Annotated in this window: 30 protein-coding genes; 21 read left to right on the plus strand and 9 right to left on the minus strand. The window is 67.2% G+C overall.

From position 1 onward, the window contains the following. Positions 1 to 360 precede the first annotated feature (360 nt). Both AC3WLC_RS30815 and AC3WLC_RS30820 read left to right on the plus strand, forming a co-directional pair. A complete protein-coding gene (locus AC3WLC_RS30815) occupies positions 361 to 2,403 on the plus strand; it encodes a peptidoglycan DD-metalloendopeptidase family protein (RefSeq protein WP_493687713.1) in 2,043 nt (680 codons plus the stop codon). Between the two features lie 27 nt (positions 2,404 to 2,430). Next, positions 2,431 to 3,348: an AEC family transporter gene (locus AC3WLC_RS30820; protein ID WP_493687714.1), complete on the plus strand. Its 918-nt coding sequence runs from the start codon at positions 2,431 to 2,433 to the stop codon at positions 3,346 to 3,348. A 15-nt stretch (positions 3,349 to 3,363) separates the two neighbouring features. Here AC3WLC_RS30820 and gluQRS read toward each other — a convergent pair whose 3' ends face one another. Beyond that, positions 3,364 to 4,248, minus strand: a complete 885-nt coding sequence (gluQRS, locus tag AC3WLC_RS30825) for a tRNA glutamyl-Q(34) synthetase GluQRS (protein WP_493687715.1) — start codon at positions 4,246 to 4,248, stop codon at positions 3,364 to 3,366. An 89-nt stretch (positions 4,249 to 4,337) separates the two neighbouring features. Here gluQRS and AC3WLC_RS30830 point away from each other — a divergent pair, with 89 nt between their 5' ends. Further along, on the plus strand, positions 4,338 to 4,976 hold the full coding sequence (locus AC3WLC_RS30830) for a DNA-3-methyladenine glycosylase family protein (RefSeq protein WP_493687716.1): 639 nt from the start codon (positions 4,338 to 4,340) through the stop codon (positions 4,974 to 4,976). A 6-nt stretch (positions 4,977 to 4,982) separates the two neighbouring features. Here the strand turns inward: AC3WLC_RS30830 and AC3WLC_RS30835 are convergent, their stop codons facing one another. Both AC3WLC_RS30835 and AC3WLC_RS30840 read right to left on the minus strand, forming a co-directional pair. Further along, positions 4,983 to 5,768 (minus strand): HpcH/HpaI aldolase family protein, encoded by a 786-nt coding sequence (locus tag AC3WLC_RS30835; RefSeq protein WP_493687717.1) that lies wholly within the window; start codon positions 5,766 to 5,768, stop codon positions 4,983 to 4,985. Between the two features lie 271 nt (positions 5,769 to 6,039). Further along, the gene (locus AC3WLC_RS30840) at positions 6,040 to 6,363 is read right to left on the minus strand and encodes a DUF1476 domain-containing protein (protein WP_493687718.1); all 324 of its coding nucleotides are present in this window, start codon (positions 6,361 to 6,363) and stop codon (positions 6,040 to 6,042) included. 345 nt (positions 6,364 to 6,708) lie between these two features. Between AC3WLC_RS30840 and purC the strand changes: the two genes are divergently transcribed. The 6 genes from purC to purQ are packed head-to-tail and all read left to right on the plus strand — an operon-like array spanning position 6,709 to position 10,178. Further along, a complete protein-coding gene (gene purC / locus AC3WLC_RS30845) occupies positions 6,709 to 7,503 on the plus strand; it encodes a phosphoribosylaminoimidazolesuccinocarboxamide synthase (protein WP_291675428.1) in 795 nt (264 codons plus the stop codon). Between the two features lie 41 nt (positions 7,504 to 7,544). Further along, complete coding sequence (locus tag AC3WLC_RS30850; protein WP_493687719.1) at positions 7,545 to 8,078, plus strand: hypothetical protein; 534 nt, start codon at positions 7,545 to 7,547, stop codon at positions 8,076 to 8,078. 33 nt (positions 8,079 to 8,111) lie between these two features. After that, positions 8,112 to 8,552: an ankyrin repeat domain-containing protein gene (locus AC3WLC_RS30855; RefSeq protein WP_493687720.1), complete on the plus strand. Its 441-nt coding sequence runs from the start codon at positions 8,112 to 8,114 to the stop codon at positions 8,550 to 8,552. Between the two features lie 55 nt (positions 8,553 to 8,607). Beyond that, a complete protein-coding gene (gene purS / locus AC3WLC_RS30860; RefSeq protein WP_493687721.1) occupies positions 8,608 to 8,850 on the plus strand; it encodes a phosphoribosylformylglycinamidine synthase subunit PurS in 243 nt (80 codons plus the stop codon). A gap of 30 nt (positions 8,851 to 8,880) precedes the next feature. Continuing rightward, positions 8,881 to 9,465 carry a hypothetical protein gene (locus tag AC3WLC_RS30865; protein WP_493687722.1) on the plus strand — a complete coding sequence of 195 codons (585 nt, stop codon included), beginning with the start codon at positions 8,881 to 8,883 and terminating at the stop codon, positions 9,463 to 9,465. Positions 9,466 to 9,482: 17 nt separating this feature from the next. Continuing rightward, complete coding sequence (gene purQ, locus AC3WLC_RS30870) at positions 9,483 to 10,178, plus strand: phosphoribosylformylglycinamidine synthase subunit PurQ (RefSeq protein WP_493687723.1); 696 nt, start codon at positions 9,483 to 9,485, stop codon at positions 10,176 to 10,178. A 117-nt stretch (positions 10,179 to 10,295) separates the two neighbouring features. Here purQ and AC3WLC_RS30875 read toward each other — a convergent pair whose 3' ends face one another. The 4 genes from AC3WLC_RS30875 to AC3WLC_RS30890 all read right to left on the minus strand — a co-directional run bounded on the left by AC3WLC_RS30875 (position 10,296) and on the right by AC3WLC_RS30890 (position 12,161). Then, positions 10,296 to 10,892: a DsbE family thiol:disulfide interchange protein gene (locus AC3WLC_RS30875; protein ID WP_493687724.1), complete on the minus strand. Its 597-nt coding sequence runs from the start codon at positions 10,890 to 10,892 to the stop codon at positions 10,296 to 10,298. Further along, on the minus strand, positions 10,889 to 11,059 hold the full coding sequence (ccmD, locus tag AC3WLC_RS30880) for a heme exporter protein CcmD (protein ID WP_493687725.1): 171 nt from the start codon (positions 11,057 to 11,059) through the stop codon (positions 10,889 to 10,891). The genes AC3WLC_RS30875 and ccmD overlap by 4 nt, the downstream gene beginning before the upstream one ends. Further along, on the minus strand, positions 11,059 to 11,817 hold the full coding sequence (locus AC3WLC_RS30885; protein WP_493687726.1) for a heme ABC transporter permease: 759 nt from the start codon (positions 11,815 to 11,817) through the stop codon (positions 11,059 to 11,061). Before AC3WLC_RS30885 ends, ccmD begins: the two co-directional genes overlap by 1 nt. A gap of 101 nt (positions 11,818 to 11,918) precedes the next feature. After that, entirely contained in the window at positions 11,919 to 12,161 is a 243-nt protein-coding gene (locus tag AC3WLC_RS30890) for a hypothetical protein (protein ID WP_493687727.1), read from the minus strand. Positions 12,162 to 12,363: 202 nt separating this feature from the next. Between AC3WLC_RS30890 and AC3WLC_RS30895 the strand changes: the two genes are divergently transcribed. Next, positions 12,364 to 12,591, plus strand: a complete 228-nt coding sequence (locus tag AC3WLC_RS30895; RefSeq protein WP_493687728.1) for a hypothetical protein — start codon at positions 12,364 to 12,366, stop codon at positions 12,589 to 12,591. 4 nt (positions 12,592 to 12,595) lie between these two features. Here AC3WLC_RS30895 and ccmB read toward each other — a convergent pair whose 3' ends face one another. Together ccmB and ccmA are read right to left on the minus strand one after the other, a co-directional pair. Next, the gene (ccmB, locus tag AC3WLC_RS30900) at positions 12,596 to 13,261 is read right to left on the minus strand and encodes a heme exporter protein CcmB (RefSeq protein WP_493687729.1); all 666 of its coding nucleotides are present in this window, start codon (positions 13,259 to 13,261) and stop codon (positions 12,596 to 12,598) included. Next, positions 13,258 to 13,878 carry a heme ABC exporter ATP-binding protein CcmA gene (gene ccmA / locus AC3WLC_RS30905; protein WP_493687730.1) on the minus strand — a complete coding sequence of 207 codons (621 nt, stop codon included), beginning with the start codon at positions 13,876 to 13,878 and terminating at the stop codon, positions 13,258 to 13,260. Before ccmA ends, ccmB begins: the two co-directional genes overlap by 4 nt. Positions 13,879 to 14,114: 236 nt before the next feature. Here ccmA and acnA point away from each other — a divergent pair, with 236 nt between their 5' ends. The 11 genes from acnA to AC3WLC_RS30960 all read left to right on the plus strand — a co-directional run bounded on the left by acnA (position 14,115) and on the right by AC3WLC_RS30960 (position 24,696). Next, on the plus strand, positions 14,115 to 16,826 hold the full coding sequence (gene acnA / locus AC3WLC_RS30910) for an aconitate hydratase AcnA (protein ID WP_493687731.1): 2,712 nt from the start codon (positions 14,115 to 14,117) through the stop codon (positions 16,824 to 16,826). A 189-nt stretch (positions 16,827 to 17,015) separates the two neighbouring features. Then, on the plus strand, positions 17,016 to 17,297 hold the full coding sequence (locus AC3WLC_RS30915) for an acyl carrier protein (protein WP_066473700.1): 282 nt from the start codon (positions 17,016 to 17,018) through the stop codon (positions 17,295 to 17,297). Between the two features lie 190 nt (positions 17,298 to 17,487). Continuing rightward, positions 17,488 to 17,949, plus strand: a complete 462-nt coding sequence (locus AC3WLC_RS30920) for a 3-hydroxyacyl-ACP dehydratase FabZ family protein (protein ID WP_493687732.1) — start codon at positions 17,488 to 17,490, stop codon at positions 17,947 to 17,949. A gap of 1 nt (position 17,950) precedes the next feature. Next, positions 17,951 to 19,081: a beta-ketoacyl-ACP synthase gene (locus AC3WLC_RS30925; protein WP_493687733.1), complete on the plus strand. Its 1,131-nt coding sequence runs from the start codon at positions 17,951 to 17,953 to the stop codon at positions 19,079 to 19,081. A gap of 11 nt (positions 19,082 to 19,092) precedes the next feature. Next, positions 19,093 to 20,376 (plus strand): beta-ketoacyl-ACP synthase, encoded by a 1,284-nt coding sequence (locus tag AC3WLC_RS30930; RefSeq protein WP_493687734.1) that lies wholly within the window; start codon positions 19,093 to 19,095, stop codon positions 20,374 to 20,376. Continuing rightward, the gene (locus AC3WLC_RS30935) at positions 20,373 to 21,119 is read left to right on the plus strand and encodes an SDR family oxidoreductase (RefSeq protein WP_493687735.1); all 747 of its coding nucleotides are present in this window, start codon (positions 20,373 to 20,375) and stop codon (positions 21,117 to 21,119) included. Before AC3WLC_RS30930 ends, AC3WLC_RS30935 begins: the two co-directional genes overlap by 4 nt. A gap of 99 nt (positions 21,120 to 21,218) precedes the next feature. After that, complete coding sequence (locus AC3WLC_RS30940) at positions 21,219 to 21,470, plus strand: CopG family ribbon-helix-helix protein (protein ID WP_493687736.1); 252 nt, start codon at positions 21,219 to 21,221, stop codon at positions 21,468 to 21,470. Continuing rightward, the gene (locus AC3WLC_RS30945) at positions 21,467 to 21,751 is read left to right on the plus strand and encodes a type II toxin-antitoxin system RelE/ParE family toxin (protein WP_493687737.1); all 285 of its coding nucleotides are present in this window, start codon (positions 21,467 to 21,469) and stop codon (positions 21,749 to 21,751) included. Before AC3WLC_RS30940 ends, AC3WLC_RS30945 begins: the two co-directional genes overlap by 4 nt. A gap of 13 nt (positions 21,752 to 21,764) precedes the next feature. Then, on the plus strand, positions 21,765 to 22,787 hold the full coding sequence (locus AC3WLC_RS30950; RefSeq protein ID WP_493687738.1) for a zinc-binding dehydrogenase: 1,023 nt from the start codon (positions 21,765 to 21,767) through the stop codon (positions 22,785 to 22,787). Between the two features lie 110 nt (positions 22,788 to 22,897). Then, positions 22,898 to 23,878 carry a lipid A biosynthesis lauroyl acyltransferase gene (locus tag AC3WLC_RS30955; protein WP_493687739.1) on the plus strand — a complete coding sequence of 327 codons (981 nt, stop codon included), beginning with the start codon at positions 22,898 to 22,900 and terminating at the stop codon, positions 23,876 to 23,878. A gap of 68 nt (positions 23,879 to 23,946) precedes the next feature. After that, a complete protein-coding gene (locus AC3WLC_RS30960; protein ID WP_493687740.1) occupies positions 23,947 to 24,696 on the plus strand; it encodes a DUF1223 domain-containing protein in 750 nt (249 codons plus the stop codon). The last annotated feature ends 3 nt before the right edge of the window (positions 24,697 to 24,699 follow it).

Below are 24,699 nucleotides of genomic sequence, written 5' to 3' on the forward strand. Positions count from 1 at the left end.
CGGCGCCGTCTCGATGGCCGCTTTATAGGGGGAGGCCGGTTCTGGTGTCAACACACCTCATGAAAGTTTTTCGACAAGACCGCATTTTTTTTATCCGGCTCGCGATTTCCGGGCATTTTGGTGGCCTTTTGCCCTTTCCGGCCGCGGGACAGGACCGCCCGGAAGAGCCCGCCCGCAAACAGCCGCATTTTTTTCTCACTAGCCGCGCTGTCCGCGCAGGCGCCCCCTCGGGATCAGCCCGAGATTGATTCCCGCGCGGGACGGGGGCATGGTCTCTGCTCTATATAAGACAGGGATCGGGCCCATCCGCGGCTTCGACTCGGCGCCCTCGGGCGTATCAATGGATTCGCCAGACGCCCGATGAACGCCCCTCCGGATTTCAGAGCGCCGCATGAGCCGCTGACGCCGGAAGCGACGGCGTTGCTCGTCGACCTCGGGATCGAGCCGCCGATCACCCCGGCCGGCGCTACGCCCGCCGGCATGGATCGCCGCGGCGTCTCGCTGCGCTGGCTCGCCGCCTGCCTGCTCGTCGGCTCCTGCGGCGCGGCCCTGCTCGGCGGCGCCATCCTGGTCGCGGTGCGCGGCGACACCAGCTTCGCCGAGCGCCCCGAACCCGTCACCCCGCATCAGACCACCTCGGCCGGCGGCGGCGCCCGCAAGGGCGACAAGCTCGTCGCCGAGCAACCGATCGCCTCGGCGCGGCACAGCGTGCGCGCCCCGATGTCCCAGCGCATCGGCGATCGCGAGGTCATCCGGGTGCGCCCGTTCGTGCGGCTCTCGACCAATCTGTCGCTGACCAGCGGCGTCTATGCCGCCAACATCCCGCCCTTCAATCCGCTGCGGCTCTTCGCCGAGGGCGCCCCCAGCGGCGAGCGCTATGCCGAGCCGGTTACCGAGATGGCGGATGCCGACGTCTCGATCACCAAGCGCGACCTTGCCGACATGCCGATCGCACCGAGCAAAGCCAATCTCACCGACGCCGATGTCGTCAACCAGATGGAGGAGGAGCGCGCCAACCTCGCTGCCGCCGACCGTCGCGCCGCCCTGCCGATCCCGCCGCAACTGATGCTGAGCCGCACCTTGGCCCAGGGCAACCAGGCCGCCGGCGGCGCTGCCGGCAACCTCCTGTCCTACGCTCCCGCCACCGACACCTCCTTCTCGGGCATCGAGGTCCGCGTCGTCCCGGAAAACGTCACCAACGCGCCGAAGACCCCGATGGCCGCCACGCGCGAGCCGCAGGTCGAGGAAAAGCTGCTGATCACTCGCCGCGGCGAGAATTTCGAGACGGTGGTGCGCAATGCCGGCGCCAGCCGCGATCAGATCGTCTCGATGATGAAGGCCTTCGACGGCCGCGTGAAGGTCGCCGCCCTGCCAGAAGGCCAGGTGCTGCAGGCCCTGTTCGCACCTGGCCCGCGCACCGGCGACCCCCGCCAGATCGTTCGCGTCGCCCTGCTCGACAATGGCCGCCCCTCCGCCGCCGTCGCGGTCAACGACAAGGGTCTGTTCGTTCCGGTCTCCCTGCCGCGGGCCGAGACGACCGGGCCGTTGCAGAAATCGCAGGTCGGCGCGCAGGACGACGAGAGCGAGGAGGAAGAGGAGGGCGGCACCGGCGCGCGGCTCTATGAGAGCCTCTACGAGACCGGGTTGCGCCATGACCTGCCGCGTCCGCTGATCGACGAGCTCGTCCGGATCTTCTCCTATGACCTCGACTTCCAGCAGCGCGTGCGCGGCGGCGACAATCTCGAAGTCATCTTCACCGACGACGATGACGGCGGCGAGCGCGCCGAGATCCTCTCGGCCAGCCTCACCGTCAACGGCGAGACGCGCCAGGTCTTCCGCTACCAGGCACCCGAAGACGGCCTGATCGATTATTTCGACAGCGACGGCCGCTCGCTGAAGAAGTTCCTGCTGCGCAAGCCGATCAGCGACGGCGAGATGCGCTCGGGCTTCGGCATGCGCTATCACCCGATCATGCGCTATTCGAAGATGCATACCGGCATCGACTGGGCCAACAAGATCGGCACGCCGATCCTGGCCGCCGGCAACGGCACGATCATCAAGGCGGAATGGGATTCCGGCTATGGCCGCCGCATCGAGATCCAGCATGCCAACGGCTATGTCACTGCCTACTCGCACCAGTCGGCCTTCGCCAAGGGCATCGCGCCGGGCGTCAAGGTCCGCCAGGGCCAGGTGATCGGCTTCCTCGGCAATACCGGCCTCTCGACGGGGCCGCATCTGCACTACGAGGTGCTGGTCAACGGCAACTTCGTCAACCCGATGAAGATCAAGGTGCCGCGCGGCCGCGAGCTCGACGGCAAGGCGCTGGTCGAGTTCAAACGCCAACGCGACGAAGTCCTGGGCCTGATCGAAAAGGCCGGAGGCCAGACCGCGCAATTGCGCTGAACCTCGTTCCCCTGCCCGGCGGGCCAGATGCTATCGTCCTTCCTCATTGTCCTGCCCGTCTTCGGCCTGATCGCCATCGGTTATGGCGCGCGCTGGCTGAAGCTGCTGCGCGAGACCACCGGCGAGGGCCTCTCCGACTTCGTCTTCGTCCTCGCCATCCCCTGCCTGCTGTTCAAGACGCTGGCGACGGCCACGATCCCGCTGGACCAGCCCTGGGGCTACTGGATCTCCTATTTCACCGGCCTCGCCGTCGTCTGGCTGATCGCGCAGCTCGTGGCGCGACATCTGTTCGCCCGCAAGGGCCCCGAGCTCGTCGTCTCCGGCTTCGCCGCTGCGCAGTCGAACACCGTCTTCGTCGGCATTCCGATGATCCTGAAGGCCTATGGCGAGGCCGGGGCGGTCCCGCTCAGCCTGCTGCTCGCCGTGCATCTGCCGGTGACGATGACCGCAGCGACCCTGCTCGTCGAAGGCAAGGGGACGTCACCGCTCCTGCTGCTCAAGCGCTTGTTCACCCACCCGATCGTCGTCGGCATTCTCCTCGGCAGCGCCGTACGCCCCTTCGTGGGCATGCTTCCAGCGCCGTTCTGGTCGATCGTCGACCTGATCGCCGGTGCCGCCGTCCCCTGCGCCCTGGTCAGCCTCGGCATCGCGCTGCGGCGCTACGGCCTGGCCTCCGGCATCGGCCTGCCCGCGATCTTGAGCTTCCTCAAGCTCATCCTGCACCCGCTGATCGTCTTCCTGCTGGCGACCAAAGTGTTCGCCATGCCTGTTGCCTGGGCCGGCGTCGCCGTGCTCTTCGCCGCCTGCCCCTGCGGCATCAACGCCTATCTCTTCGCCGAACGCTACAAGCAGGGCGTCGCCGACGCCTCCAGCGCGATCGCGCTCTCGACCGGCCTCTCGCTCTTCACCACCATCGGCTGGCTGACGTTTCTGGGCGTCGGCTGACTGGGATCGAACGATTCACGTGAAACCGAGCTGCCGCCGGATCGCTTCCGGGGTCGCCCCATCCGCCCTGAGGTCGGCAAGGCTCCGGGACAGCCGGCTCTTCGCCAACTTTTGCCCGGTCTCGTCGCTGAGGAGCCGATGGAAGTGATAGCGCGGCGTCGGCAGGCCTAGCAGATGCTGCAGCAGGACATGGATGTCGGTCGCAGCTTCGAGGTCCTGCCCCCGAACCACATGGCTGACGCCCTGCAAGGCATCGTCGACGACCACTGAAAGGTGATAGCTCGTCGGCACATCCTTGCGCGCCAGGACGACATCGCCCCAGCGCCTGGGATCGACGGATATCTCGCGCTCCCCTCCAGCCTCGTCGAAGAGCCGGTAGGACAGCGATTCGCCAGCCAGTCGCGCCAAGGCGCGATCCATGGCAAGGCGCAGCACATGCGGCTCGCCCGCTTCGCGGCGGTGGCGCATTTCAGCTTCGCCGAGGACACGGCAGGTACCTGGATAGAGCGGCGCGCCATCGGGATCGCGCGGCCAAGGGATTCCGGTCGTCGCCTCCCGTTGGCGCACAACGTCCTTGATCGCCTGGCGCGAGCAAAAGCAGGGATAGACCAGTCCTGTCGCCTCGAGCCGGCCCAGCGCCCGGCGATAATCGTCGAAATGCAGGGATTGCCGCCGGACCTCCGGCACTAAGCCGATGCCGAGCCAGGCGAGATCGTCACGAATGCCTTGCTCGAATTCGGGCCGGCAGCGGGTGAGGTCGATATCCTCGATCCGCAGCAGCAGATCGGCCTGCAAACGCCCGGCGAGGCGCTCGTTCATCAGCGCCGAATAGGCATGGCCAAGATGCAGCCGCCCGTTCGGGCTCGGCGCAAACCGGAAGATCGGAGAGGACGACGCCATCGCCTCCTGTCTATGGTCCCGCGCATCTCTCGCCAAGTCCGGCCTCCTGACACAGCCCGGACGTCCGATCGGTGATAAGCCCGGCCAGCATGACGATCTCCAGCACCGCCGATCTCGAAGAGGGCATGGCCGCCCTCGCCGCGCTTGACCCCGCCTGGGCGCAGATCATCGCCCGCACCGGCATCCCACCCTTGCGCCGGCGCGACAGCGGATTTTTGAGCCTCGCTTCGATCATCGTCTCGCAGCAGCTTTCCGTAGCAAGCGCCCGCGCCGTCTGGGCAAGAGTCGAGAGCGTGCTCAGCCCGCTGACACCGGAACGCGTCCTTGCCGCCAGCGAGGAGGAGATGCGGCTATCGGGGCTGTCGCGCCCGAAGCAGAAGACGCTGCGCGCCGTCGCCGCGGCGATCGCCGAGGACCGGCTCGACCTTGCCGCGCTGGAGACGGCGACGCCGGAGTTCGTCCACGCGCATATGACCGCCGTCTCAGGCATCGGCCCATGGACGGCGGACGTCTATCTGCTGTTCTGCCTCGGCCATCGCGACGGCTTCGCCGCCGGCGACCTCGCGGTGCAGGAGGCGGCGAAGATCGCCTTCGGGCTGGCGACGCGGCCCAAGCCCGCCGAGTTGACCGAACTGGCCGAAGCGTGGCGGCCCTGGCGCGGTGTCGCCGCGCGCCTGCTCTGGGCCTATTACGCCGTGCTGAAATCGCGCGAGGGCATCAACGCCTGAAGCGCTTCAGCCCCTCGCGATCTTCAGCGCCGTCTGCGCCGCGCTGCGCAGGAAGCCGGTGTCGCTCATAACCGTGACCAGCCGCGCGCCGAGCGCAATGCCTTCCGCCGCCCGCTCTGCGCTCGCAGCATAGAAGGCGACCGGCTTATTCACCGCGTTCGCCCGCGCCACGATATGGCGCACCGCATCGTCGACCTCCTTGGCCGAGGCATTGACGGAGGCGCCGCCCGAGAGAGCGATCGAGAGGTCTGACGGGCCGACGAAGAGCGCGTCTATCCCGTCCAGGGCGAGGATGTCGTCGACGATCGCCATCGCCTCGCGCGTCTCGATCATCGCGAAGCTCAGCGAGAAATCATTGGCCTGGTTGAGATAGGCGTTCTGGCCGAGGCCCGAGGCGCCGAGGCCGCCATAGCTGCCCCAGCTGCGCTCGCCGAGCGGCGGGTACTTGGCATAGGCCGCGAGCCGGCGCGCATCCTCGATCGTGTTGATCATCGGCGCGATCACGCCGGAGGCGCCCGAGTCGAACAGCTTCGAGACGTTCTGGAACTCGCCGACCGGAATGCGCGCGATAGCCGGCTTGCCGGCGGCATTGATCAGCGGGATCGCCCGGATCACCTCGGCGAGCGTGATCGGGCCATGCTGCATGTCGAGCGTGACCGCGTCGAAGCCTTCCTGCGCCAGGATCGCGGCAACGCTCGGATCGGGCAGCCCGCACCAGGCGGAAAGCAGCGTCTCGCCCTTGGCGAGGCGATCGGCGAGCGAGGACAGCACGGTCGGCTTGGCGGCGGTCATGGGCGCGTTCTTCCAGTTGCCCGCTCTTCACCACTGGCGGGTCCGGCGACCCTGGACCGAACCGGCGGCGAAAGGCAAACCATGCGGCATGCGCCCCGCTCAAGGGCGCAATGCGGAGAAGGCCGCCTCAGAGGCCGTTTGGAAAGTCGCTCCGGCCGGTCGGCTGGCGGTGTTTTCGAGAACCGGAGCGCAGCGGACATTGGTCCGTGAGCACCGGAAGCGCAGAAAACGCCGTCAGACGGCCGCCGGAGTAGAGTTTACAAATGGGCTCTCAGCGGCCGGCCTGGATCTCGTCGGCGGCCTTGATCAGCAGCTCGGTCATCGTCCGGCGAATCTCGTCGTCCGCGACCGCAACGCCGCCCGCGGCGAAATCGGCCTTGACCTTGCGCAGCACGTCGTCGTCGCCGGCCTCCTCGAAATCGGCGAGCACGACCGACTTGGCATAGGCCTCGGCATCGGCGCCGCTCTTGCCGAGCTTGTCGGCTGCCCACAGGCCGAGCAGCTTGTTGCGCCGGGCCGTCGCCTTGAAGCGCAGCTCCTCGTCATGCGCGAACTTGTTCTCGTAGGCGTCCTTGCGCTGGTCGAAGGTGGTCATGTGGTCTCAATCCTCTTCGGAGCGGCAATCTTGCTGCGGCGCGACATCAAGCTTCGCCATATAGCAATGTGATGGCGGTGCGGGCTAGAGGCCCCGCCGGGCAAGTGGCCCCAACCCCGCCGAATCGGGCTCTCGAGCCCGGCCTTTTGCCATTTGTTGCGTTTGCGGCGCGAAAGGCCCATATAGCGCGAGCGCGGCGAGCTTCCAATGGAGCGAGGCCCGCATGAACCAGCCGGATCGGCGCGCCAAGATCGAACTCGACAGAGCAACGGGATTGCGCGAGAGCGTGCTGAACAGGGCCATGATCCCGCCGCGGGCGACCGCGACCAGAGAGAGGCCGACCCTTTGGATTTCCTCAAGCCACGGTATATCCCGATGAACCGCCGCCGTCGCATTTACGAAGGCAAGGCGAAGGTCCTCTATGAAGGACCGGAGCCTGGAACGCTGATCCAGCATTTCAAGGACGACGCGACCGCCTTCAATGCCAAGAAGCACGAAGTGATCGACGGCAAGGGCGTGCTCAACAACCGCATCTCCGAGCACATCTTCAGCAATCTCAACGACATCGGCGTGCCCACGCACTTCATCCGCCGGCTGAACATGCGCGAGCAGCTGATTCGCGAGGTCGAGATCATCCCGCTCGAGGTCGTGGTCCGCAATGTCGCGGCGGGCTCGCTCTCGACCAAGCTCGGCATCGAGGAGGGCACCCAGCTGCCGCGCTCGATCATCGAGTTCTACTACAAGAACGACGCGCTGAACGACCCGATGGTCTCGGAAGAGCACATCACCGCCTTCGGCTGGGCGACGCCGCAGGAGATCGACGACATCATGGCGCTCGCCATCCGCGTCAACGATTTCCTCTCCGGCCTGTTCCTCGGCGCCGGCATCCGTCTGGTCGACTTCAAGATGGAGTGCGGCCGGCTCTGGGAAGGCGACATGATGCGCATCGTCGTCGCCGACGAGATCAGCCCCGATTCCTGCCGGCTCTGGGACATCCGGTCGAAAGACAAGATGGACAAGGACCGCTTCCGCCGCGACCTGGGCGGCCTGATCGAGGCCTATACCGAGGTGGCGCGCCGCCTCGGCATCCTCGGCGAGAACGAAAAGCCGGGCCCGACCGGGCCGCGCCTCGTGCAGTGAGCGTGACGGCTGCCGGAACTCTGACGGCCGGACGGGGGCGCTTGCGCTCCCGTTTGCGTTTCGGCGCGCTCGCGCTCGGTCTCCTGCTGATCGCCGGCTGCGCCGACCATTTCGGGCCGGGCCTGGTCCAGCTCGCCGCCGGGCGCGGCTGGGAGCCGCTGCCGATCCAGAACTGGGTCGTCAACGACGGCATCAATCCGAAGGCGATGGTCTATTGCACGCCCGAGGATTGCCCGCGGCCGGGCGTCGCCGCGCTCCTGAGCTTCGAGGGCCGCGAGGCCGCCGACATGGCGCGGACGCTCGCACTCAATCCGGCGCGGCTGGCCAAGGAATTCTCGAAGCGCCCGAAGGCGAAGCAGGCGCAGAAGCCGAAGAGCACCACCACCGTCTCCCGCTTCAAGCAGGACGGCACCGACGGCATCCTCGTCGAGATCCGCGCCAAGGACGGCGGCCGCCTGGCCGCGACCGCGATCCTCTACGCCCGCAAGGACAACACGCTGTCCATGGCGATCGCCGTCACCGACGATTCACAAGCCGCCCAGGATGTCGCCCGCGCCACCTGGGCGAGCCGCTGACATCGTCAACCGACCGGCAAGCAGGAGATCCCGATGGCCGACAAGCCGCAGCTCGACCCGCAACTGGTCCAGGATTTCGTCCGCGCCGCGCATGGCAATCTCGACAAGGTCACTGCGCTCGTCGGCGAGCATCCGGCTCTGGTGAACGCGGTCTGGGACTGGGGCGGCGGCGACTGGGAGAGCGGGCTCGGGGCAGCCGCCCATACCGGGCGCCGGGAGATCGCCGAATTCCTTCTCGCCCAAGGCGCTCGGATGGACGTCTTCGCGGCAGCGATGCTCGGACATCTCGACCTCGTCCGCACCCATCTCGCTGCCGTGCCGGACACCCTGACCGCAGCCGGCCCGCACGGCATCCCGCTGCTCACACATGCCAAGATGGGCGGCGAGTCGGCGCGGCCCGTGCTCGACTATCTGCAGGGCCTGCTGGATGGCCGCGTCACCATCGCCCCGGCGGCAGGCGCGACAAAGAGTTGAGCCTGCGCCGATTCACCGTTAAGGCACCCCCCAACAGTCCCGCCCGGAGATCACGATGAAAGCCCGCGTCACCGTCACCCTCAAGACCGGCGTGCTCGACCCGCAGGGCAAGGCGATCGAGGGCGCGCTGAAATCGCTCGGCATCGACGGCGTCGGCTCGGTCCGCCAGGGCAAGGTCTTCGACATCGAGCTCGAAGGCTCCGACAAGGTCGCCGCCGAAGCCGCGCTCAAGGCCGCCTGCGAGAAGCTCCTCGCCAACACCGTGATCGAGAACTATCGCGTCGAGCTGGTCGGCTGACGATCTACCTTACCGAGAAACCCACCGACCATGCTCAAGATCGGCCTCGCCGCCCTGCTCGCGCTCTCCCTGGGCGCCTGCCAGACGACCGCCACCAAGCCGAAGCGTCTGGCCGAGGGCGAATTCGACACGCCGATCAGGCCGGGCGAAACTCGGCTGCGCCTCCAGAACTTCGATCGCGAGAAATGGCAGAGCCGCGGTATCGACACGCTGGGCGCCGCGCGCACCGCCTTCGTCTGCCGGCCACTGGCCTGCCCCGCGCCTTCGGTGGTGATCTACGCACGGCTCAACAGCCCGACCCGCAAGCCCGACCCGCAGGCATTGCTCGATCTGGCGCAGCGCGTCGCCGACAAGGCGGCCCAGGAAGGCGCGACCATCACGGCGCAGCCGCGAACTGGGACGACCAAGGGCTTCCCGTCCTTCAGCTTCGCCTACACCAAGCAACGCGACGGCAAGACGGAGTTCGGCAGGTCGACGTCGGTCTTTGCCGGCTCGCTTGCCTTCAATATTCTGTCGATCTCGCAGAATGAGCCCGCTGCCGGCCGCCATCTCGACGAGTTCCTCAGGGCGGTCGAGATCGTCGACGGCGGTCCACGCCGTACTGCCAGCCGTTGATAGGAAAGGGGCATCCCATGCGCGCCGCCGTCATCACCTTCCCCGGCTCGAACCGCGACGGCGACGTCGCCAAGGCCCTGCGCCAGGCGGGCGCCACGGTCGAGCATGTCTGGCATGGCGACCATGAGCTGCCGGCCGGTACCGATCTCGTCGTCCTGCCGGGCGGCTTCTCCTATGGCGATTATCTGCGCTGCGGCGCCATCGCCGGGCGCGCCCACATCATGGACGCGACCCGGGCGCATGCGGCACGCGGCGGCCTCGTGCTCGGCATCTGCAACGGCTTCCAGATCGCCTGCGAGGCTGGTCTGCTGCCGGGCGTGCTCGCGCGCAATGCCGATCTGAAGTTCGTCTGCAAGCGCCAGCACCTCAAGGTCGAGCGCAACGACACCGCCTTCACCTCGGCCTATGCCAGGGGCCAGGCGATCGACGTCTGCATCGCCCATGGCGAGGGCAATTACACCTGCGATCCAGAGACGCTCGCCCGGCTCGAAGGCGAGGGGCTGGTTGCCTTCCGCTATTGCGATGCGGACGGGAACGTGACTGCCGAGGCGAATCCGAACGGCTCGCTGAACGGCATTGCCGGCATCTATTCGCCCGGCCGCAACGTGCTCGGCCTGATGCCGCATCCGGAGAACCTGATCGACGGCCTGGTCGGCGGCACCGACGGGCGCGGCATGTTCGCGAGCCTGGTCAACGGTAGGAAAGCTGCCTGACAAAGCGCGTCATTCTCGGGCGAAGCGGAGCGCAGACCCGAGAATCTCCTCCCGAAAGAGGCGCCTTCTCATCCTGAGGTGATCGGCTCAAGGCCGACCATGACGCGCCAAAGCGCGTCACTTCACCAGCGCCGCCGCCTTCGCCAGCATGCGTGACGCCGCCTGCCCGTCGAGCGGGCCGACATGCTTGTCGAGGATGCGCCCGTCCGGCCCTATCAGGAAGGTCTCGGGCACGCCGTAGACGCCCCATTCGATCGCGGCACGCCCGCCACGATCGGCCCCGACGGCCGAATAGGGATTGCCGAGCGCGCCGAGGAAGCGGCGGGCATTTTCGGTCTCGTCCTTGTAGTTGAAGCCGACAAGCTGGACCTTGCCCTGCTTCACCGCAGCCGAATCGGCCATGGCGACGAGGAAGGGATGCTCGACCCGGCAGGGCGCGCACCAGCTCGCGAAGACGTTGACGATCGTCGCCTTGCCTTGCGCCAGATCCGCCATGCCGAAGCTGGGAACCGGCTGGCCGTCGCGCTGCAAGCCTTCGAGCGGAGTGAGCGTGATCGCCGGCGCCGGCTTGCCGATCAGGGCCGAGGGCACCTTGCTGGCATCGCCGGAGAACAGCCCCTTGGCGAACACAGCGGCCAGCGCCGCGAACACCAGCAGCGGGATGGCGTAGAGCCAGGGCGAGCGCCGGGGCGGCGAAACCGAAGCCTCGCTCATGATGCAGCTCCGCCACGACGACCGGCACCGCGCTCTTCCAGCGCCGCGAGCGCGCGCCTCTGCGCGCGCCTGTCGAACAGGATCGCGGCAGCGAGGCCGCCGAGGATCACGGCCATCGCCAGATAAGCGGCGAGGATGAAACCGGCATGAGGTCCAAGCGCGTCCATCATTGCGCCGCCTGCAGCGAGAGCCGGTCGAGCCGCTCGGCCTCGAAGATCGTCAGCGTCCGGACCCGCCGGCGCAGAATCTCGGCCTGCATGGCAGCGCAGTGCAACGCCAGCGCCAGCAAGGTGAAGCCGACAGCGGTGATCACCAGCGGCCAGAGCATCGAGGCATGAATGGTCGGCCCGCCCAGGCGCAGCACCGAGGCCGGCTGGTGCAAGGTGCTCCACCAGTCGACCGAGAACTTGATGATCGGAATGTTGACGCAGCCGACCAGCGTCATGATCGCGACGGCGCGCCCGGCCCGCGAGGGCTCATCGATGGCGCGGCGCAACGCGATCAGGCCGAGATAGATGAGGAACAGCACCAGCATCGAGGTCAGGCGCGCATCCCAGACCCAGTAGGTGCCCCACATCGGCTTGCCCCAGAACGAGCCGGTGAGCAGGCAGATCAGCGCGAAACAGGCGCCGATCGGCGCAGCCGCCTGCTGGGCGACATCGGCGAGCGGATGGCGCCAGACCAGCACGCCGAGCGCCGATAGCGTCATCATCGAATAGAACATCAGCGCCAGCCAGGCGGCCGGCACATGGATGTACATGATCTTGATGGTCTCACCCTGCTGGTAGTCGGACGGAGCGACGAACCAGACGAGATAGAAGCCGATGGCGAGCGAAAGCGCCGCCGCGCCCGAAAGCCAGGGCAGCAAGACGCTCGACAGGCGCATGAAGCGCGCCGGATTGGCCAGTTCGGTAAGGCTCGCCATGAAGGATCGTGGCCGGCTCTGCTCTTCTTTCGACCAGAGAGCATGTAGCAATCGCCGGCCCGGCTCACAATCGAGGAGCCGCGCCTGCGACGATGAGGCCGCTATTTGTCGTCGGGCTCGCGGGACGCATCGGCACCCGTCCTATCGACGACGCCGAAACGGCCGGAGGTCACGCCTTCGCCGGCCGTGAGGAAGCCTTCGGCCGCAAGCCCGCGCCTGAGCAATTCGCGGACAGCGGCCGCCCGGCTCGGCATGCGCTTGTCGAAACGCCAGTTCTCAACGGCCCGAAGCTCGTCCGCACTCAACATGATCTGCAGGCGTTCACCGCGTTCCAGATCCGACATCGCGCCCCCCGTCGCGCTAAAAATGAGTAAGCGACTATATGGACACAAAGTGCTCATTTTCAAGTAGTGGCGGTGCCGGCGCTAACTTAGCGTCATGCCATTCCGACGCCTTCGGCACAACCTACTAACTATCTGAAATTGTTCAGTTTTTTACTTGCGCCGCGCGCGGGTTGCGGATACCTTTGATGCAGGAGGGATTCTCATGCACATCACGCTTTCCGACCCCATGCGGCGCGCTATTGAAACGACCCTGCGCTCGAAGGCCGGTGAATCGCGTATCGTCAACGTCTTCGGCGTGGCCGAAGAGGTCCAACTCCGTTTCGTCGACGACAATGTCGCGCTCGAGGATATCGCTGCCGTCGTCGCTCATCTGGCGTCTCAATCCGGCTGCGCGCTCGAACTCGACAGCCGCGAGCTGTCCGGGAGCTGAATCGTCAGTCCGGCTGGCGCAGCGCCGCCGCCGCCGCGACGCATCCCACAGCCGCGGCCATCAGCGACAATGCGGCCAGGATCAGCAGCGGGCTCTGCAGTGGCATCGGCCCGCGTGCGGCGTCGGAAGCCGAAACGCCGAAGATCAGCACGGGCACGCAGAGCGGCGCGACCAGGATCGGCAGAATCAGCCCCCCGCGGCGGAGATTCGCGGTCAGTGCCGCCGCCGCCGCGCCGATAAAGCTCAACGCCGGCGTTCCCAGCGCGAGACTCGCGGTCAGCGGCAGAACCCCCTCCGCCGGCAAGGCGACGAGCAGTCCGAGCAGCGGCGCGGCCAGCGTCAGCGGCAGGCCGGTGGTCAGCCAATGCGCCAGCGCCTTGGCGAAGACGGCGAGTTCCAATGGCAGCGGCGCCCCCCTGATGAGGTCGAGCGAACCATCCTCCTCATCGGCCTGGAACAGCCGGTCGAGCCCGATCAGCGTCGCCAGCAGCGCGCCGAGCCAGAGGATGGCCGGGCCGATCCGCGACAGGAGGTTGAGGTCGGGCCCGAGCGCGAACGGGATCAGCACGACGACGGTCAGGAAGAAGACGAGCGCGAGTTCGCCGCCGCCGCCAGCCCGCACCGCCAGCGCGAGATCGCGCCTGAGGATGGCGAGGAAGGCGCTCGTCACGGCCCGATCCTGAGTTCGCGCGCGCCGTCGAGGCCGAGCGGCCCGTGCGTCGCAGCCAGGATCGCGCCGCCCGCCGCCAGATGGCCCTGCATCAATTGCGACAGCATCGCCTGCGAGCCGACATCGAGCGCCGCCATCGGCTCGTCGAGCAGCCAGATCGGCCGCGACGCCACCAGGAGGCGCGCCAGCGCCACGCGCCGTCTCTGGCCGGCGGAGAGATAGCCGACCGGCAAAGGTCCGGCATGCGGCAGGCCGACCGTGGCGAGCGCCTCGGCCGGGGCGAGTCCGGGCTGACCCAGCAAATCCTGAGTGAAACGCAGGTTCTCCGCCGCCGTCAACGCGGTCTTGAGGCCGTCGCGATGGCCGACGAGATGGGCGGCCTCCGCCAACGGGGTCTCGTCGAGGCCGTCGAGCTTGATCGCTCCCGCCTCCGGCCGCAGCCGCCCGTTCAGCATGGCGATCAGGCTCGACTTGCCGGCGCCGTTGCGGCCGGTGAGTGCGATCGCCTCACCGTTTCCTAGTCGAAAGCCGACGCCATCGAAGATCGCGCGCCCGCCGCGGCGGCAGGCGAGCCCTTCGGCGGTCAGTACGAATGTCTGGAACGGGAGCTGCGTCACGTCGAGCCTATAGTTCGGAGCGTCATTAGCTCTTCATCCGACGCATATCGAGCCTGTAGCGGGCTTCTTGGAATTGATCTATAGAACCCGTGGCTACGCCGCACGCCGATCCGGCGCGGGGCTCGGGCACTCCCGGGGCGGCGTGCGCGTCATGCGCAACAGGCCTTCGACCGAATCTATCCGCAAGGAGGGATTCGGCTCGTGACCGCAACCCCTTGATCAGGATGTAAGCCAAAATGGCCTCGCTCGATTCATTCAAGTGCCGCAAGACGCTGACCGTCGGCACGAAGAAATATGTCTATTACTCGCTGAAGGCGGCCGAGAAGAACGGCCTCGCCGGCATTTCCAAGCTGCCCTTCTCGATGAAGGTGTTGCTCGAGAACCTGCTGCGCTTCGAGGATGGCCGCTCGGTCACCAAGGCCGATATCGAGGCCGTCGCCGCCTGGCTTAACGACAAGGGCAAGGCCGGCAAGGAGATCGGTTTCCGCCCCGCCCGCGTGCTGATGCAGGACTTCACCGGTGTGCCGGCGGTGGTCGACCTCGCCGCGATGCGTGACGGCGTCGTCGCGCTCGGCGGCGACCCCAAGAAGATCAACCCGCTGGTGCCGGTCGATCTCGTCATCGATCACTCGGTCATCGTCGACGAGTTCGGCTCGCCCAAGGCGTTCAAGCAGAACGTCGATCTCGAATACCAGCGCAATGGCGAGCGCTACCGCTTCCTGAAATGGGGCCAGGGCGCCTTCGACAATTTCCGCGTCGTGCCGCCCGGCACCGGCATCTGCCACCAGGTCAACCTGGAATACCTCGCCCAGACCGTCTGGACGGCGAAGGAGAAGGTGAAGAAGGGCAAGAAGACTGAAGTTGTCGAGGTCGCCTATCCCGACACCGTGGTCGGCACCGATTCGCACACCACCATGGTCAACGGCCTCGCCGTGCTCGGCTGGGGCGTCGGCGGCATCGAGGCCGAGGCCGCCATGCTCGGCCAGCCGCAGTCGATGCTGCTGCCCGAGGTGATCGGCTTCAAGCTCACCGGCAAGCTCAAGGAAGGCATCACCGCGACCGACCTCGTGCTGACGGTCACGCAGATGCTGCGCAAGAAGGGCGTCGTCGGCAAGTTCGTCGAGTTCTTCGGCCCCGGCCTCTACAACCTGACGCTGGCCGACCGCGCAACAATCGCCAATATGGGCCCGGAATACGGCGCGACCTGCGGCTTCTTCCCAGTCGATGCCGAGACGCTGAACTATCTGGAGACCACGAGCCGCAAGGCGGCCCGCGTCGCCCTGGTCGAGAAGTATGCGAAGGCCCAGGGCCTGTTCGCGACCCGCTCGACGCCCGATCCGGTCTTCACCGACACGCTCGAGCTCGACCTCAGCACCGTCCAGGCCTCGATGGCCGGTCCGAAGCGTCCGGAAGGCCGCGCCGATCTCGGCGCGATCAAGAGCGGCTTCGCCGCCGCGATGGACACCGACTACAAGAAGGGCGGCGAGCTCTCGCGCCGGGTCAAGGTCGAGGGTGAGAAGTTCGATCTCGGCCATGGCGACGTCGTCATCGCCGCCATCACCTCCTGCACCAACACCTCGAACCCCTCGGTGCTGATGGCCGCGGGCCTCCTCGCCCGCAACGCGGTGGCGAAGGGCCTCAAGGTCAAGCCCTGGGTCAAGACCTCGCTGGCCCCCGGTTCGCAGGTCGTGGCCGAATATCTCGCCAAGGCCGGCCTGCAGAAGGACCTCGACAAGCTCGGCTTCAACCTGGTCGGCTTCGGCTGCACCACCTGCATCGGCAATTCCGGCCCGCTGCCGGGCCCGATCTCGAAGGCGATCAACGATCAGGGCCTGATCGCCGGCGCCGTGATCTCGGGCAACCGCAACTTCGAGGGCCGCGTCTCGCCGGACGTGCAGGCGAACTACCTCGCCTCGCCGCCGCTGGTCGTTGCCTATGCGCTGGCGGGTTCCGTGCAGATCGACCTGACCACCGAGCCGCTCGGCATGGGCAAGGACGGCAAGCCGGTCTACCTGAAGGACATCTGGCCCTCCAACAAGGAGATCCAGGCCTTCATCGCCAAGAACGTCACCAAGGCGATCTTCAAGGCGAAGTACGCCGACGTCTTCAAGGGCGACGCCAACTGGCAGAAGGTCAAGGCGCCGACCGGCCAAACCTATGCCTGGGACGACAAGTCGACCTATGTCCAGAACCCGCCCTATTTCCGCGGCATGGGCAAGCAGCCGGCTCCGGTCACCGACGTCGTCGGCGCCCGGATCCTCGGCCTGTTCGGCGACAAGATCACCACCGACCACATCTCCCCGGCCGGCTCGATCAAGGCGGCCTCGCCGGCAGGCGCCTATCTCACCGAGCATGGCGTCGCCGTCGCCGACTTCAACCAGTACGGCACGCGTCGCGGCAATCATGAGGTGATGATGCGCGGCACCTTCGCCAATATCCGCATCCGCAACCACATGATGGGCCCGAACGGCCGCGAAGGCGGCTACACCATCCACTACCCCAGCAAGGAAGAGCTGCCGATCTATGATGCGGCGATGCGCTACCAGGCCGAGAAGGTGCCGCTGGTGATCTTCGCCGGCGTCGAATACGGCAACGGCTCCTCGCGTGACTGGGCGGCCAAGGGCACCAACCTGCTCGGCGTCAAGGCCGTGATCGCCCAGAGCTTCGAGCGCATCCACCGCTCGAACCTGGTCGGCATGGGCGTGGTGCCATTCACCCTGCAGGAGGGCACCAGCTGGGCCTCGCTCGGCCTCAAGGGCGACGAGAGCGTGACGATCAAGGGCTTGCCCACCGTCAAGCCGCGCCAGACGCTCGAAGCCGAAATCACCTATGCCGACGGCAAGGTGAAGAAGGTTCCGATCCTCTGCCGCATCGATACGCTGGACGAGCTCGACTACTTCAAGAACGCCGGCATCCTGCACTACGTGCTGCGCGGCATCGCCGCCTGAGGCTCGGCGAGGACGATACTGGACGCCCGGCCAAAAGCCGGGCGTCTCTCTTTGGTCGTGACGGTTGTCCTATTCTGCACGCAGGTGTAAGGGGGCGGTCACAGCCATCCTCGGCGGGGGGCTTGGGGCAGGCGCGGCAACCGCGCCCGGATGTCGCCCGCCATCATCATCCACGACGGGAGCACCCGCATGTCCGCCACGTTCGAGACGGTCGCCGGCATCATTTCGGAAACTTGCGACATTCCTCGCGAGAAGATCACGCCCCAGAGCCACGCGATCGACGATCTCGGCATCGACTCCCTCGCCTTCCTCGACATCGCCTTCGCGATCGACAAGGCCTTCGGCATCAAGCTGCCGCTGGAGCAGTGGACCCAGGAGGTCAACGAGGGCAAGGCGCCGGCCGAGCAGTATTTCGTGCTCGAGAACCTGTGCAAGCGCATCGACGACCTCGTCGCCGCCAAGGCCGCCTGAGCAAGCTGCGGTCCGCAAGGGCCGTTGCCGAAGCAATTCCAGCAAAAGTGCGCAGCGGTTTTGCGTCCGGAATTGCGTAAGATCGAAGAGCTGGAGCATGTCAGCGTTTCCTGAAAAGCTGACATGCTCCAGACGTTGAGACGCCGCAAGCGGGGCCCGACCCGCTCGCGGCGAGACGGGTTGGAACCGCATGCGCCTCGAATATTTCGACATGATCGACAAGGTCGAGAGCTTCGATCCGGCGACCAAGCGGATTGTGACCCGCTCGACCGTTCCGGCGCAGAGCCCGGTCTTCGAGGGCCATTTCCCCGGCCACCCGCTCGTTCCCGGCGTCCTGCTCACCGAGACGATGGCGCAGGCCTCCGGCTATCTGCTGCTCGGGCTGAACGGCCTGACGCAGATGCCCTTCCTGATGACGGTCGACAAGGCGCGCTTCCGCACCTTCGTCGAGCCGAACGCCGAGCTTGAGACCAGCGCCGAGCTGGTGATCGAGGGCTCCGGCTACGCCGCGACCAAGGCGAAGATCACGCTTGCCGGCAAGCCGATCTGCGATGCCGAACTGCGCTTCCGCCTGATGCCCTTCCCCGCCGATATGCGCACCTTGATGCAGAGCCGCATCGCTGCCATCGGCCTCTCCCCGGAGGCAGCCTGACATGGCCCGCGACGTCGTCATCACCGGCATCGGCCTCGCCTCCAGTCTGGGCGAGGGCATCGAGACGCATGTGCAGGCGCTCGCTACGAACGTCCAGCCCGTCGTCGACACCCAGAATTTCGCGCCCTATCCGCTGCATCCGCTGAAGCCGCTCGAGCTCGACAAGCAGATTCCGAAGAAGTCCGACCAGCGGCAGATGGAGCCCTGGCAGCGTCTCGGCGTCTACGCCGCCGGCCTTGCCCTCGACGATGCCGGGCTGAAGGACGACGCCGAGGCCAAGAGCCAGCTCCAGGTCATCGTCGCCGCCGGCGGCGGCGAGCGTGATCACGCCGTCGACGCCGCCGTGCTGACCGGCCTGCGTAATGCCAACCAGCCGGGCCCCTTCCTCAACGAGCGGCTGATGGGCGATCTCAGGCCGACCTTGTTCCTGGCCCAGCTCTCCAACCTGCTCGCCGGCAATATCGGCATCGTCCACGGCATCACCGGCGCCTCGCGCACGCTGATGGGCGAGGAGCAGGCCGGCGTCGATGCGATCCGCACCGCCCGGGCCCGCATCGCGGCTGGCCAGGCCGACATCATCCTCGTCGGCGGCGCCTACAATGCCGAGCGCCGCGACATGCTGCTGCTGCTTGAGCTCGGCGGCTTCCTGCGCTCTGCCGAGTTCGCGCCGGTCTTCGCCCGCAGCGATGCGCCCGGCATGATCACCGGCAGCGCCGGCGCCTTCCTCGTGCTCGAATCGGCCGAGCGCGCCGCGGCCCGCGGCGCCAGGGCGCATGCACGCCTGAGCCATGCCGGCGCCCATCGCAGCCGCCGCCAACCCGGCTCGGTCGCCAAGGCGCTCGACGAACTGCTCGCCGGCTTCGGCCCGCTTGGCTCCGACGCGCTGGCGATCTCGGCTGCGACCGGCTGCGCCGAGATCACCGACGAAGAGGCCGCCGCGATCGCCAAGGCAGCGCCGGACGCGCGCCGCGTTGCTACTGGCGACCTCGTCGGCCATTCCCTCGAAGCTGCGTTCCCGGTCTCGGTCGCGCTCGCCGCGGCCGCCCTCTCGACCGGCGCGGCGAATGAGGCGATCGTCACCGGCGCTGCACATTGGCGCGGCGAAGGTGCCGCCCATCTGGTCAAGGCTTGAGGAGAGGCGTCATGGGTGCAAACCATCGCGACAGCCAGGGCCGGCCGATCGTCGCCGTCACCGGCCTCGGCATCGTCACCTCGCTCGGCCAGGGCAAGGACGCCAATTGGGAGGCCCTGACCGCGGGCCGCTCCGGCATCCATCGCATCGACCGCTTCCCGACCGACGGCCTGCGCACCACCATCGCCGCGACCGTCGATTTCCTGTTCGACGGCTCCTTCGCGGCCCCCGAACTCTCCGAAAAGCTCGCCACGCTCGCCGCCGAGGAAGCGGTGACGCAGAGCGGCCTCGGCGAGGCCGGCGACTTCCCAGGCGAACTCTTCATGGCGGTACCGCCGGTCGAGATGGAATGGCCGCAGAAGCAGGAACTGGCTCAAGCCGTCGACGGCGAGACCGATTATGACGCGCTGCTGCGCGTCGCCGCTCGCCATAAGCACCAGGCGATGCACGAGCTCTTCCTGTTCGGCGGCGTCGCCGAGCACATCGCCGAGAAATTCGGCACCAAGGGCTCGCCGATCTCGCTCTCGACCGCCTGCTCCTCGGGGGCGACCGCGATCCAGATGGGTGTCGAGGCGATCCGCCGCGGCGAGACCGAATCCGCGCTCTGCATCGGCACCGACGGCTCGGTCCATGCCGAGGCGCTGATCCGCTTCTCGCTGCTTTCGGCCTTATCGACCCAGAACGATCCGCCGGAAGGCGCCGCCAAGCCGTTCTCGAAGAACCGTGACGGCTTCGTCATGGGCGAGGGCGCCGGCGCGCTGGTGCTGGAGGACTACGACCACGCTTTGGCGCGCGGCGCGACCATCCTCGGCATAGTCGCTGGTTGCGGCGAGCGCGGCGACGGCTTCCACCGCACCCGCTCGAGCCCGGACGGCAAGCCGGCGATCCTCGCCATGCAGGACGCGCTCGCCGATGCCGGGCTGACGCCTGACGACGTCGACTACATCAACGCGCACGGCACCTCGACGCCGGAGAACGACAAGATGGAGGCGATGAGCTGCTCCGCCGTCTTCGGCGAGCGCATGGCCAAGTTGCCGATCTCCTCGAACAAATCGATGCTCGGCCACACGCTGACGGCAGCCGGCGCGGTCGAGGCGGTGATCTCCTTCATGACCATCGCCAATGGCCGCATTCCGCCGACGATCAACTACAACACGCCCGATCCGGCGATCGCACTCGACGTCATCCCGAACGAGGCCCGCGACGCCAAGGTGCGCACCGTGCTGTCGAACTCCTTCGGCTTCGGCGGCCAGAATACCTGCCTTGTCCTGACGGCCGGACCATCAGCGGCATGACCAAGGTCCTCGTCACCGGCGGCGCCAAGGGCGTCGGCGCCGCGATCGTCCGGGCGCTCGTGGCCGATGGCCACGATGTCGATTTCACCTATCGCTCCTCGGGCGAGCAGGCGCAGGCCCTTGCCGCCGAGATCGCCGAGGCCGCACCCGGCCGCATTGTCCGCGCTTTGCCGCTCGACCTCTCCGACAAGACCGCGCTCGACGCCTTCTGCGAGCAATGCGAGGGCGAAGCCTGGTTCGGTCTCGTTCACAATGCCGGCCAGCCCTATGACACGCTCGCCGCCATGCTGGTGCAGGACAAAGCCGAGGCGGCGATGCAGGTCAATTTCTGGGCCTTCACCCGCCTCGCCAAGAGCCTGATGCGCGGCATGATCCGAGCCAAGGCCGGCCGCATCGTCGCAATCGGCTCGGTCGCGGCGCTGCGCGGCAATCCCGGCAACGCCGCCTATGCGGCGTCCAAGGGTGCCCTGATCTCCTACGCCAAGACGCTGGCGGTCGAGACCGGCAAGCGTGGCGTCACCGTCAACGTGATCGCCCCGGGCTTCGTCGACACCGACATGATGGCGCCCTACGCCGCCTATCGCGACAAGATGGAAAGCCAGATTCCGGCCGGCCGCTTCGCCAAGCCGGAGGAGGTCGCCGGCCTCGCCGCCTTCCTGATGAGCCCGCCGGCCGCCTATATCACCGGCACGGTCCTGCCGATCGATGGCGGCCTCACCGCCCATCTCGGCGTGCATCGCTAAAGGCCTGCTCCAGCGCTTCACGTGAAACATGGTAAACGCGCAGCGCTTGGCGCTGCGCTGTGAACCGGCTATGTTCACTGTGAACCGGAGTGAACCATCATGACGGCAGCCTTCACCATCCGCCTCGACGACGAGACCCTCGCCAAGCTCGACGCCCTGGCCGCGGACACCGATCGCTCGCGCAACTGGCTCGCCGCCAAGGCGATCGAGAATTACATCGAGCTCAATTCCTGGCAGATCGCCCGTATCAAGGAGGGCATCGCCCAGGCCGATCGCGGCGAATTCGCCACGGAGGAAGAGCTCGATGCGATCGAGGCCGAGATACAGGCTCGTATCGACTCCGCCAAATGAAACTGGTCTGGACGACACGAGCCAAGGCAGACCTCCGCGACATCGCCCTCTATGTCGCCGATTTCAGCCCCACGGCAGCGCTTACGCTTGTTCGCCGGCTCCGATCCGCAGCAGCCCAACTTGTCGACTATCCGCATAGCGGCAGGGCCGGGCGGGTAGAAGAAACCCGCGAACTCGTGGTAGCCGGCACCAGCTATATCCTTCCCTATCGCGTCCGCGACGGGCGCGTCGAAATCCTCGCGGTCCTGCACGCCTCCCGGCAATGGCCGGACCAGCTCTGAAAGACGAAGACCCATGCTCTCGCTCCAGCTCCATGGCGATCGCGACCTCCGCCTCGAACAGATCGAGCCGCCGCCCCCGCCCGCTCCCGGCGAGGTCCAGATCCGCGTGCGCGCCGTCGGTCTGAACTATCTCGACCTCTGGGGCTTCCGCGGCATGGCCTTCGCCAAGCGCAAGATGCCGCAGGCGGCCGGCGTCGAGGCGGCCGGCGAGGTCGTCGCGATCGGCGAGGGCGTCTCGCGCTTCCGCGAGGGCGATACGGTGACCATGTACGGCGCCGAGACCTGCGGCCATTGCAAGGCCTGCCGCGAGGGCCGCGACAATCTCTGCGAGAACGTCGCCGGGATCATGGGTTTCCATATCGACGGCTTCGCCCGCGAAGTGATCAACCGGCCCGAACGCCTGGTGATCAAGGCGCCGAAGGGCGTCTCCTTCGAGGACGCCGCCTGCGCTCCGATCGGCTTCGGCACGGTCCAGCACATGCTGTTCGACAATGCCAAGCTCGAGCCCGGCGAGTCGGTGCTGGTCCATGCCGGCGGCTCCGGCATCGGCACGGCGGCGATCCTGATGGCCAAGGCGATCGGCTGCACCGTCTACACCACCGTCGGCGATGACGAGAAAGGCGAGAAGGCCAAGGCGCTCGGCGCCGATTTCGTCGTCAACTACAAGACCGAGCGCTTCGAGGGCGAGGTCCGGCGCCTGACCAAGCGCAAGGGCGTCGATGTCGTCTTCGAGCATGTCGGCGCCGACACCTGGAACGGTTCGCTGCTCTGCCTGAAGCGCGGCGGCCGCCTCGTCACCTGCGGCGCCACCTCCGGCGCCTCGACGACGATGAACCTGATGCAGCTCTTCCAGCAGCAATATCGGATCACCGGCTCCTTCGGCTGCCGGATCGAGAACATCTCGCAGTCGCTGGAGAAGATGGCTTCCGGGATGAAGCCGGTGATCGATTCGGTCTTCCCGCTTGCCGAGTTCGAGCAGGGCCTCGCCCGGATCGAGGGCCGCAAGGTCTTCGGCAAGGTCATCGTCACGCTCTGAGGTCCCGCCATGAGCCGGCGCGACTTGACGCGCCCGCCGCAATCCCGCAAGTCGCGCCGCGATGGCGAGGTCCTTCCCGGACGCTGCGCCGGCGGACCGGGCGGGGACCTTTGAGGCAGCTGAAGCAATTCGCGACGCGCATCGGCGCCGCGCTGATGATCGGGCTGATCCGCGCGGTCTTCGCTTTCCTGCGCGCGCTCGGGCCGGAGCGGGCCTCCGACCTCGGCGGCTGGCTGCTGCGCAGCGTCAGCCCGCTGGTCCCGGTGAACCGCGTCGCCTATGCCAATGTCCGCGCCGCCTTCCCCGGCATCTCGGATGCTGAGGCCAGGCGCCTCGTCCGTGGTGGCTGGGAGAATCTTGGCCGAACCGTCGCCGAATACGCCCATCTCAAGACGCTGTTCGACTATGACTACCACAACCCCGATCCGAACGGCCGAATCGAGGTCGTCGGCATCGAGCATTTCATCGCGCTGAAGGACGACGACAGGCCGGGGCTGATCTTCTCCGCCCATCTCGGCAATTGGGAGCTGCCGGCGATCTGCGCCGCCACCTACGATCTCGACACCACCGCCGTCTTCCGCGCGCCGAATGACCCGGCGATCGCTGCCGTCGTCCATGAGATCCGCTCCGGCGCCATGGGCGGCCTCGCCGCCGCCAAGCAGGGCGCCGCCTTCGCCATGCAGGGCGTGCTCGAGAATGGCGGCCATCTCGGCATGCTGATCGACCAGCATTTCACCCGGGGCGTGGTCGTGCCTTTCCTCGGCCGGCCGGCGCTGACCAACCCGATCCTTGGCAAGTTCGCCCGCCGCTTCGAATGCCCGGTCCATGGCGTGCGCGTCATCCGCTTGCCAAACCGGCGCTTCCGCATCGAACTGACCCCGCCGCTCGATCTGCCGCGCGACGCCAACGGCGAGATCGACGTCACCGGCGCCATGGCGATGATGACCGCCGTGGTCGATGGCTGGGTCCGCGAGCATCCCGAGCAGTGGCTCTGGATGCACCGGCGCTGGCGTCCGAACCTGATCGGGGCCGAGGCCCTGGCACGTTTTCGCGATCAGCCGCAGCAGAAGCCTGTTTTCAAGGCAACGTGATTTCCAATTGAGTGGAGAGTAGCGCTTTTGGTAACCGCCTGCTTCTATACAGGCGTCGAGTTCGAATGATGGTCCGCCACATCAGCAACATCGCGGCCGCCGCTGTCCTCCTGCTCGCAGGAGCCCCGGCGCATGCCCAGCAGCCCGCAGTCCAGCCGAAGGCGGTGGTCGAGCTCTTCACCAGCCAGGGCTGCTCGTCCTGCCCTGCTGCGGATGCCCTCTTCACCGAGCTCGCCAAGGATCCCAAGCTGATCACGCTCACCTTGCCGGTGACCTATTGGGACTATCTCGGCTGGAAGGACACGCTCGGCCAGGAAGTCTTCAGCAAGCGCCAGAAGCTCTACGCCAAGGCGCGTGGCGACGGCCAGATCTACACGCCACAGGCCGTGGTCAACGGCACCACCCATATCGTCGGCTCCGACAAGGGCGGCATCGACAAGCTCGTCCAGGACCAGGGCAAGGACGGCTTCCCGGTCAAGATCGACCTGGCCGAGGCTGATGGCGCGCTGCGCATCGGCCTGGGCACGGCCCCGTTCACCAGCGAGAAGCCGGCCGTGGTCCTGCTGTTGCAGGTCAGCCGCACCGCGACCGTACCGATCGAGCGCGGCGAGAACAGCGGCAAGACCGTGACCTATGCCAATGTCGTGCGCGGCATCAGCCGGATCGGCGAATGGAACGGTGCCGCGGCGACCTTGAGCGTGCCGCTGGAGACTGTCCGCAGCGCCGCGAAGGCCGATTCCTATGTCGTGCTGGTCCAGGGCGATCCCTATGCCCGCCAGAGCGCCATCCTCGGCGCCGCGCGCGGCCCGGCGAAGTAGCCG

This window comes from Allobosea sp. GW821-FHT03A12, assembly GCF_058986765.1.